The organism is Nostoc sp. NMS7 (genome assembly GCF_017115085.1).
Classification (GTDB): domain Bacteria; phylum Cyanobacteriota; class Cyanobacteriia; order Cyanobacteriales; family Nostocaceae; genus Nostoc.
Genome location: NZ_JABXKJ010000037.1, coordinates 19,842 through 27,839 on the forward strand (window position 1 = coordinate 19,842; position 7,998 = coordinate 27,839).

Annotated in this window: 6 protein-coding genes; 3 read left to right on the top strand and 3 right to left on the bottom strand. The window is 42.1% G+C overall.

The window, feature by feature from the left end:
- The first annotated feature begins 406 nt into the window (after positions 1-406).
- The 3 genes from HWQ38_RS02990 (at position 407) to HWQ38_RS03000 (ending at position 2,962) form a co-directional block, all read left to right on the top strand.
- A complete protein-coding gene (locus HWQ38_RS02990; protein ID WP_292789898.1) occupies positions 407-880 on the top strand; it encodes a DUF2808 domain-containing protein in 474 nt (157 codons plus the stop codon).
- Between the two features lie 84 nt (positions 881-964).
- Complete coding sequence (locus tag HWQ38_RS02995; protein WP_292789899.1) at positions 965-1,582, top strand: SAM-dependent methyltransferase; 618 nt, start codon at positions 965-967, stop codon at positions 1,580-1,582.
- 318 nt (positions 1,583-1,900) lie between these two features.
- Entirely contained in the window at positions 1,901-2,962 is a 1,062-nt protein-coding gene (locus HWQ38_RS03000; RefSeq protein WP_292789901.1) for a hypothetical protein, read from the top strand.
- 178 nt (positions 2,963-3,140) lie between these two features.
- On the opposite strand, the gene HWQ38_RS03005 is transcribed toward HWQ38_RS03000, so the two are convergent.
- The 3 genes from HWQ38_RS03005 to HWQ38_RS03015 all read right to left on the bottom strand — a co-directional run.
- The gene (locus HWQ38_RS03005) at positions 3,141-4,688 is read right to left on the bottom strand and encodes a hypothetical protein (RefSeq protein ID WP_292789903.1); all 1,548 of its coding nucleotides are present in this window, start codon (positions 4,686-4,688) and stop codon (positions 3,141-3,143) included.
- Between the two features lie 258 nt (positions 4,689-4,946).
- Complete coding sequence (locus HWQ38_RS03010; protein WP_292789905.1) at positions 4,947-6,839, bottom strand: alkaline phosphatase family protein; 1,893 nt, start codon at positions 6,837-6,839, stop codon at positions 4,947-4,949.
- Positions 6,840-7,588: 749 nt separating this feature from the next.
- Positions 7,589-7,998, bottom strand: a 410-nt coding sequence (locus HWQ38_RS03015; RefSeq protein ID WP_292789907.1) for a hypothetical protein, incomplete at its 5' end; no start/stop codon positions are given.

A 7,998-nucleotide genomic window follows, 5' to 3' on the forward strand; every position in this document is an offset into this window, starting at 1 on the left:
CTTACCAGAGATTACTGATTAATAACCATAAACCTGAATTTTAGTTGTGCTATTGAACAATGCTTGAAAAACATAAGCAGGTGGGCGAGAAAATTTATAACTATGTTATTGCGTTGGCGTAAGCCTTCCTGCAAGGTATACAACGAAATAGGGTGTTCGCGTAGCGTCTCGTAGAGAAGCAATCGCAAGGTTTTCAACGTTTTTACTTTTCGTTAGATAGTTAGGTTTATTTGTGCTTACTTAACTCAACATCCATCTCTTGCTTGGATCTTTGCTGCCTCTACCTTCAACGATATAGAAAGCTGATTGTAGAAGAATCTGTCAATAATGTTGTACTAAATTTCCAAGTTCTTAACTTTTGTTATACCGAGTAGATTTGCTCACTATATTTTTCAGGAATGTTAACATGAAAAAGCTAATTTATGCTGTTGCATTAACTTTAACAATTGCGTCTTTATCATCTGCTACCTATGGCACAACTAGGATGAAAAATAGCAGATTTCCTAACATTGTTGGAGCAGTGCAATTCCCTCAAAACAAGGCGAAAGTTGTAAGAGATTCTTTCCAGATAAAAATTCCTCAAGATAGCAGAGCTTTATCCCAAATGACTATTGCTGTACCTCAAGGTTTAACTGTAAAGAATGACATTAACTTATCTGACCAGTCTGGTAAAAAAATTGCTGCCAATATTACTGTCAATGGTAGAACCATCACAATTGCTTTCCCTCAACAGGTAGCTCCTGGAACTGAACTTAACATTGATCTCAATCGTGTCTTAATCTCAGGAACTTCTAATGCTTGGCTCTATCCGGTTTCTGTCAGGCTTGTGGGGCTGAATGCGGATATCCCAGTGGGTGTATTTCGGCTACGAATTTACTAAAAGGTATTTTTGGTAAAAGTTTTTGCTCAGATAGATGTAATCTTTTTACAAGTCTATCCAGAATTACCAATAATACTTTATTAAATGAAAAACATTGCGGAAACTGCATATTTAGCGGCCATGTATCGGGCATTGGAAAGCGAACGTGTAGATGCATTATTTCAAGATCCATTAGCCCGTGTTTTAGCTGGTGGAAAAGGCGAAATGCTTGTTGAGGTTATAGGAGAGAAAGACAAAATTACAAATGCGATTGCCATCCGCACCTATGTGATTGATAACTTGATTTTACAGTTAGTTAATTCTAAAAACATTGACACTGTAATCAATCTGGCTGCGGGGTTAGATACTCGACCCTATCGATTACCTTTTTGTGCATCGCTTTCTTGGATTGAAGTTGACCTGCCAGAAATCATTGCTTACAAAGAACAAGCACTTCAAGATGAGCAATCTTTGTGTTCTCTTGAGCGTGTCCAACTCGATATTACTAACGTGGCATTGAGAAAAACTTTTTTCTCAGAGATTAATCTTGCAACGAGACAGGCCTTAGTGATTACAGAAGGGTTGCTATCATATCTACATGAAACCCAAGTAGCATTACTTGCAACCGATATTTATGAGCAATCTAATCTGAAATGGTGGCTATTTGAATTGGAATCATCATTAGCGTTAAAAGATTATGATCAAGTTGACGCTGGTTGCTAATGAATATTGGGAAAAAATTCAGCAGCAAGGTAGTATTGTATTGCTTGAGAGAAGCCCCGCCGTTGGCGATTTAGTAAAAACAAAGGAGGTTTTTGAAAAGAGATGATTCAACAACCTCGCATTTAGTTCTTATTTTTTGACCAATATCCCCTACCCCCTCACATCCTAGAGATCCTTATACCTTATGGATTTGGTGAAAACAAGCGTGCCATTCATTTATCCCCCTAATTTTTAGCAGCTAACTTTGAGGCACTGCTACCAATACAATCGAAGTCTGGTAATATCCGAAAAATAATTGTAAAAGGAAAGGAATATATTTTGAACACCATACTTTCTCGTAGGATTGGCACAGGTATTGCTTTTGTGTTCATCTCCGGTTTGAGCTTTTGCTTTCACAATGCAGTAATTAGTGGCACATTATCAAGTCACAATTACCACATCATTAAAAAAATACCTTTAGGTGGAGAAGGACGATGGGATTACCTAACATTGGATAGTTCAGCCCGTCGCCTATATATTACGCGCTCTACAAGGGTAACAGTATTAAATGTTGACACGGGGTTGGTTGTGGGCGAAATTCCTCATACTGCTGGAGTACATGGGGTTGCCATTGCCCCAGAATTAAGTCGTGGCTTTATTAGTAATGGGAAGGCGGCAACAGCTACTGTTTTCGATTTAAAGACACTACAAGTTACAGGAGAAGTAAAAACTGGTTCTAACCCAGATGCAATTGTCTATGAGCCTATGTCCAAGAAAGTCTTCACTTTTAACGGCTTGAGCAACACGGCAACTGTTTTTGATGCCAAAACTACTAAAGTTCTGGGGACAATCGCTTTAGGTGGCAAACCAGAATTTGCTGCTGTCGATGACTTAGGCCAGATTTTCGTGAATTTAGAGGACAAAAACGAAGTCGTCGCAATCAATGCTAGTAATCTCCAAGTAAAGGGACATTGGGCGCTTAAACCTTGCTCAGAACCAACTGGTATCGCAATAGATAGACAGCATCAACGTTTGTTCATCGGTTGCACAAACCAACTGATGAGTGTAGTGGATGCAAATACAGGAAGTATTAAAGCTACACTGCCAATTGGCAAGAGGACGGATGCGATTGCTTATGACCCAGTGACTAGATTAGCTTTCAGTTCAAACGGTGAAGGTTCACTGACAGTGGTACATGAAGACTCTGCCGATAAATTTAGTATTGTGAATAACGTCATAACCCAGCCAGGAGCGCGGACAATGGCGTTAGATTTGAAGACCCATAAGTTATATTTGGACACAGCCAAATTTCAAGCAAAGTCTACCCCCGTCGTAGGGAAGGAGCGATCTCGACCAAGTATTATCCCTGGTACTTTTGTGATTCTGGTTTTAGGAGATTGACCAAAACAATTGTCAGGGGAGCAATTCGCAATTTTTCGATGCCCAAGGTTAGTACTCTGCCAAGCAAACTTTGCATGGTGGTCAGTACTTGTGCACTTGTGCAGGGGAGAGACTTATATAAGTCTTTTCACCTCTGCCAGCCTCCACAAGTGCAATTTTGGGTTGGTGAACTATTAGGTTAATGTTCTCGTTTAAAGTCCTCCCCAGACCCATCTTTCTCCTTGTTAGTTGGGGCAAAAGATATACCTCGTAGAACTTGACCGGAGATGGGGGTACGGATAAGGCGGAACTGCTCAGACGCAGACTGCACAGCTGTTGTGTAGGAAAGTCTATCAGTGATGGCAACCACTTCGTTTGGATCTGCTCCTTGATCGCCGCTACCGCTAATGGTCGAAGTTACTGCATACAATGTGACGGTGCCATCAGGATTGACATGACCTGTAAGATTGCGAAGACCATCTGTTGCGGGATTGTCAGCAGCAGGTAAACCAGCTACGGGGTATTTCTGACCAAGATTCAAGCCTTTTTGCAAAACGTAGTCCAATTGCCAAGTGCCGTTTACCAAACTCCACTTCTGAAGACCTGCGGTAGTGCTGGTTGCGGCATCAGCAGCAACACCATCGCCCTCATCGGCAACATACAGCGTGGTTGCATTGGCAAACCAAATACCAAAGGGATAGTAGATGGGTTGGACAGTTCCATTCACGTTCTTGCCGTTCTTAGCGAGGTTTGTGGGGAAGCCAAGCAGGATAGTAATTGGTGTATTAGCTGAATTAGCGAGGGTTGGTAAGCTACCTGCGTTACCGACCTGGTATACAGTATTAATTCCGTTGCTACCACTACCTTTCGTTACATACAAGGTGTTATTGAAAATAGTCTCGCCTCGGAAATTGTTGTCTTTGGCAGTCTTGTCGGCTATGTTGTAGCCATATTGAGTAATGCTGAACGATCCTACCTGATTAGTGCCTGGAGTTGATGGAGTGGCGTTCTGACCAGGAATGACAATCTGCACACCCGCCGCAGCTGTGACTGCTGGCGATCCGTTGCCATTACCAGCATTACCCACAGTGTAGTACAAGCCGTTTGAACCTAGTATCCCTGCACGACCATTGTTGCCCGGATATGCGTTGGTTGTAGTTACCTTGGGGGTGAGAAAACCGTGATAGATAAAGTGTGGATCATCAAAGTTAATTTGCGCTACTGCCCTATAGGTGGCAGTCGTTGTCACAGGGTTGCCCGGTTCGGTAATTCCTGGCGTATTAGAGTTTGACACGTCGAGTTGGTTGATTGCGCTGACATAACCCATGAAAGTCAGCCCTTTGCCGTCGGGTGTGAGATTTAAGGCTAATTCCGATTTGGACGGAAAACTGGTAGTAATGACACTAGGATCAACGTATATTGTACGGATATCTGTGCCACAAGTAGTAATCTCCTGGAGGAAAATTGGCGAAGTGATGCCAAAGCTGCTGTCAACTGTATCATTGTTGAAAACGTCTGGATAAGTGCCGTTTGCGATCGCTTTACCCCCACCTGGAAGTGTCTGACCGACAGTTACGGTACTAGCTGTACCCGCATAAGTACTGCCAGAGATAATTAGGTGATCTGCATTAAAGCGATCTGCATTAATGCATTTATCATCCTTGTTCCAATCATCAGCTATTTTGACTATGGGCAAGGAGTAGTCAGATGTAATTGCTGGAGGCTGTAAGTATTGAATTGGTATCATGATATTTGTATATGTTGTGTAAACAGATTTTCTGAGACTCGAATCATCCTTTTTTGCAACAATGTATCCGCGACAAATCTTCTCTTCACCCCTTCGGTAGATCATGGCAACCAGAATAATTGCTTGTCCCGAAGTATTGAGGAGATACAAGTTTTGTGATCTTTGCGGTACACCGATTTGCTCTAAGCGCAGGAATTACTAAAAATTGATGTGGTATTTAACACATCAATTTCTTCATTTAGTGGTTTTTTATTCCTCCTACTCCCTGCGCTCTTGATCTATGGGGTATTTTTCGATTTGCAAGTCCCTACAGTCCAGTGGTAATGTCTGGGTTCTATCAATCTGAACACCTTGCAGTCGTTGAGGATTTAAACCTAGAAACTGTAACGTAGTTGGAGCAATTTGGGTGGTAGAAACCTTTCTACTGATAGTTTTATCTTGCAGATTATGGGAAAATCCAGTGCTACCTACAATCAGGGCTACGTGGGTGTCAGCATCAGTAAATCCACCATGTTCTGCACGCTTCTTGGTAGCATTACCAAAAAAGTAGCCAGTTTTGAGTGGAACAATAATATCAGGGGTGCGATCGTTTATCCTTGGATCTCCCAATCCGGCATTGATGATGCTCTGACCATACAATACCTTCCCCTGAGCAACAGCATCCTCAGTTGAAAATGCCACCCCAGTATTTGGATCAATCGTATTATCAAATGAGTAGTTTTTAGCATTCAGCAGGGCTACTGCTTTTCGGACATCAGATTGATTTTTCAAGAAGATCAGTGATGAAGTATCCTGACCTCGTTCAGAAGCAATTTGGATGCCGTTTCTTACTAAGAGAGCGGCAACAGCAGTCAGGTTTCCATCGCCACCAGCAACACCAGTAACACTATCAAATGTACTGCTCAAACCAACAGTTGGATCTTTGACGGGATTTTGCCCGTGCTTGGCGGTCAAAATCACCAAAGTTGAACTATCCAATCCTTTCTTTTTCAGTTCATCCAAAATCAGACCGATGCTAGCATCAGTGTGAGCTACTGCACTTACGAGGTCAGGACGGGCATTGCCATTAGAGTCAATCCCACCACCATTAAATTGAGAGGCAGTTTCTTTCTCGCCGACGCTCACAGCTTGGAAATTCAAGCCAAAAATTGCTGGAGTGCCTATTCTTATCTTACCGGAATCGTTCAATCCATCAATCTCGTTTAATATCTGCTTAACCTTGATATCGTCGTAGGTTGAGGTTGTTGCTACACTTGTAAACTGGCTAGCGCTAAAACCAGCAGGTGGAGCCTTGAACAGAGCCGGATTACCCTTTGTCGCGTCGTTAAAGAAAGTGGATGTGATTTTAGAGTTGGTGTTGGAGTAAGGAGTACCTGTTGATTGATCGACTAAAGCTCCAAGGGTGCTTGGGAGAAGTCCTGGCTTAGTTGGATCAATCGCCACTGCCGCGTTAATTTCTAGTGAAGAGTAATCGCTAATGTTACCAACCCGACCCGTTGCCAAATTAAACTTCGTTGGGTCTTGTGTATTTCCAGCAAGGATGGTGTAAGCTGCGGGATGCTTGTCAGACCAAGCAGTACGGAGTCCTGCCGCGCTAGCTATGTCAAAAATGGTGTTTACCTTTAGGTACTGGTTGGGGTAAACAGGGTTGCCATTGCGATCAACTGGCAATTGGGTTTTATCAAATCCCTGACCGCCATCTAAGGTACCACCCTTACCGTTATTCCAAGATGCATCAACGGTTTCATCAAATTCTACTACTGTTCCTGGTTTGGCGGTTCCGGCGGCGATTTGGGCAGCAGTGGTGCCTGGGGCATACAAAGCGCGACTGTAGGAAAGATCATAAAATACACCAGTCGTGCCGGGGTTAGCACCAGTGATATAGTTTAGCTCCCCAGGATATGAATCTGATGGTGCAGAAGTAAAAGCATTGGTGTATGTCACACCTTCTCTCTGCAACCGCTTGATATTTTTCAAAGAAGATTGCAGATTAGCAACTGATAGATCGGAGTTGTGTAATCCATCAATCGAAATAATCAGAACATGACTAAAGCGGGCAGTTGTATTTCCGATACTGATTGCTTGGACACCAGGAATCAGGGTGTTGCTAACAATCGCCGTCGTCAACACCCCAAAAAGCGTTTTCTTCATTGTGTGTAACTAAATTGGAAAAATGGCTTGTAATTTCAAAAATCTGCAAAAATTCGGAATTCAAGGGTTACTTCTTTTGGCAATGGCTCTTGCCTAGCATTTATCAAAGACTCCAAGAATCAACCCATTGAGAGCATTAAAGAGACAGAGCGAAATATATTCACAGATATTGATTACAAATATGCGCGGGTAATAAATGCTTGCAGTGGGTTTTACGTGGTTTTGCTGATTATTGGTCAGCACAAATTTGATTAAATCAATAACAACGTAAGCAATGCAAGTAGACTGAATCTTGCTTTACCAAATCTTTATAATCACTTCAGATGTAGCAAAAATAAATTCAGGACTATTTTACCCCGTTTTAGCAATCATCCAGATGATCAATAATTGTTAATTCCGCTTTTTAGAAGGCTTTCAGAGTTATAGAATTTCAAATTTCGATAATAAATTTCTGCCTGAGTTTTTAAATTTTCAGTAAAGTTAAGGTTTTGTTAATGTTTAAGTAATGTGATAATGCAAAAACCAATGGCTTTGTTGCACGAATCGGAAAGTGAGAAATTTCGGGGGAGATGGGGCAGGGCAAACGCATGGTATTTGTGAAACTCTCACGAATGATCTCGATTTAACCACTGCCCAAAAATCGAATCATGCTCATCATCGGGTGGAACTTCCACAACAGCAGACGGCGCAACAAACTTTTGCTCTTGGAATACTTCTAATAGACATCTCCGATGGTGCCAGTATGACCTTTAGTCACTTCCACCCCAAGTCCAGGCAGGGTTGCCATTCTTGAAACTGTTGTTTAGCACGACTAGAGGATAATTATTTGGATCGGAGCCACCAGCCAAATCTAAGATGAAGTAAACCTTACCTTTAAGAAAGTGCATCCGTAAATAATTAAGGTGTTCAGAGCAGGCTTGTCCATCAACCTTAGTCATTCCAGCAGAAGCAAAGCATTTAGCATATCTCGGCTTGAGTGTCCCAACCCATGTAACGCTAAAACTATTACTGGCTTGAACAGAGATGTTACTGGCGTAGGCACTCAGGTTAACAGAGCCATCTGTTGAAAAACTGCCTTCTTGATAAGGATGGGGTTTTTCAATGACAATCACTTTGTCTGGACAGCTTTGTTTTTGCTCGTTTTCACTATAAACTTTTA

Excerpts from the sequence above, each read along its gene's own strand:
- HWQ38_RS02990 (WP_292789898.1), top strand. The coding sequence starts at position 407 with ATGAAAAAGCTAATTTATGCTGTTGCATTAACTTTAACAATTGCGTCT.
- HWQ38_RS02995 (WP_292789899.1), top strand. The coding sequence starts at position 965 with ATGAAAAACATTGCGGAAACTGCATATTTAGCGGCCATGTATCGGGCA.
- HWQ38_RS03005 (WP_292789903.1), bottom strand. The coding sequence starts at position 4,688 with ATGATACCAATTCAATACTTACAGCCTCCAGCAATTACATCTGACTAC.
- HWQ38_RS03010 (WP_292789905.1), bottom strand. The coding sequence starts at position 6,839 with ATGAAGAAAACGCTTTTTGGGGTGTTGACGACGGCGATTGTTAGCAAC.